Annotated in this window: 1 protein-coding gene; it reads left to right on the forward strand. The window is 46.3% G+C overall.

Annotation, left to right across the window (positions count from 1 at the left end):
• The first annotated feature begins 445 nt into the window (after positions 1-445).
• Positions 446-1,660 carry a lipase family protein gene (locus tag NG42_RS21520; protein WP_052903060.1) on the forward strand — a complete coding sequence of 405 codons (1,215 nt, stop codon included), beginning with the start codon at positions 446-448 and terminating at the stop codon, positions 1,658-1,660.
• Positions 1,661-2,025: the final 365 nt, after the last annotated feature.

Consider the following 2,025-nt stretch of genomic DNA (forward strand, 5'->3'; position numbering starts at 1 on the left):
GGCCGAGTGGCTGAAGGCACCGGTCTTGAAAACCGGCGACGGGAAACCGTTCGAGAGTTCGAATCTCTCCTCCTCCGCCATCTTCTCTTAGCGTTCTGCTGGTAGTCATATCCCAAATCAAGTAATAACCTCTCTTTAAAGATTTTCTTAATGTTTTCTTTGACTGTTCAGTCACAAAATCGTTTTTCTTTGATGGATTTGTCACACGATCTCTTTAAGTTATTATTAGCTGCCCGTCGTCGCGACACTTGCAGTAGTCATTGACCTCTTACTCAGTATTTGGGCTTTTGTGATGTTCATCAAAGCGGTAGCCTGACTCTCTTTAATTTTACAGCTCAAGTGTTTGATTGCTGGCTGGCTTATCTGCTTTCTCATTATAAAAGCTATTGATGGATAATGTGTTTTATCAAAGACTGAGCGTGACAGTTTATTGATGGGGTACAACATGAATATCAATATGATTCGAATTCTGAATGTGGCAACCCTTTTCGTGTTTTCCAGTCTGACTGCATCTGCTATAGCCGTTTCGCCCGATAGCGGTGACCGGTTATTATCAGAGGATTACTCTGCTTCTGATTTTCCCACACAAGCTGCCGGGAAAATTTTGAAAAAAACCAGAGTCGAAGGTAAATATGCAATCACTAACGCTGATGAGGTTTATAAAGTTTTTTATACCGCGACAGACGGCGTTAATAGTAAAGTCAGAATCAATTCGGGAATCATATTCTTACCTGCGGGAAATCCCCCCAAAAATGGCTGGCCGGTGGTCAGTTGGCAACATGGCACGACCGGTATAGCCGATCGCTGCGCCCCTTCCTGGACAGGCCCGGATCAGCCGTCAAAAGTGGTAATCAGTAGTTGGATTGCCGCAGGATATGCTGTGGTTGCTGCGGATTATCAGGGGTTGGGAATGCCAGGTATTCACCCGTATTTAGAGCCAAAATCCTTAGCCTACAGCGTATTAGACTTACTTAAGGCAAGCCTGGCTGCTGAATTGGGCTTACAAAACACGATTGTGCTTCATGGTTGGTCCGAGGGTGGGGCGGCAACGATTGCGACAGCGCTCTATGCTCAAAAGTATGCGCCTGCACTGCATATTACTGGCGCGTCAAGTTCCGGAGCGCCCTATATAACACCTAAGACGCTCCGTTTTCTGGCATCGGATAAAACTGGATCGGCTGAAGTGGTCAGCTATGTCACCTATTTGTTGAATTCTGCCAGTCAGCTGGGAGCCGATCTTCCTGAAGATGATGTCTTTAGTGCGAAAGGAAAGCAGTTTGTCAGGACATACGGAAATTACTGCGTTGACGATTTAGTGCGTGAGGCCACCATCAACAAGTCTGAGCTAAATGAAATTGTAAATCGCAAGGCATTTGGTAATCAGCTGCTGCTTGAAAAAATAGCCTATCCGCCATTCAAAACTGAAATTCCGCTTTTTCTTTCAATTGGTGGCAGCGATACTGACGTCCCCACCAATATGCAACTCGCCCTGCAGCAAAAAATGTGTGCGGATGGGGCTAATCTGTCGTACAAGGTTTATTCGGCAGCTGACCACACCGCGACTCTTTTAGCGTCGGTCGAGGATACTATTGTTTTTCTGAGCGGCACTCAGGAGAAAAATGAAGACAGCACGTTTACTGCCCTGAGTTGCAAAAACTGATTTCTCTCTTTCATTGACTCTACTTGGGAAAGTGATTTTCTTCGCGGCAGGACGCCAGCTTATGCTGCTGTCCTGCCTGTTAAAAGGTCTGACTGCCGATAAAGGCTGCTTTTTCCACCATAAGCCATTAAAATATAAGCGATCTGTGCACAATTTCGGCGAACAGTCATTTTAGAGCAATTTGCCTGTTGCTCTTCAACAATCAACCCATTACACTGCTACGCATCCTGAAGAGCTAAGCAGTGTTTAACAGCGTTTCGGGTGACTTTAGTAATAGAGTCTGCGGAGGGGTGGCCGAGTGGCTGAAGGCACCGGTCTTGAAAACCGGCGACGGGAAACCGTTCGAGAGTTCGAATCTCTCCTCC

This window comes from Winslowiella iniecta (assembly GCF_001267535.1).
Lineage (GTDB): Bacteria > Pseudomonadota > Gammaproteobacteria > Enterobacterales > Enterobacteriaceae > Erwinia > Erwinia iniecta.

Coding starts and splice junctions, on each gene's coding strand:
- NG42_RS21520 (WP_052903060.1), top strand. CDS start 446: ATGAATATCAATATGATTCGAATTCTGAATGTGGCAACCCTTTTCGTG.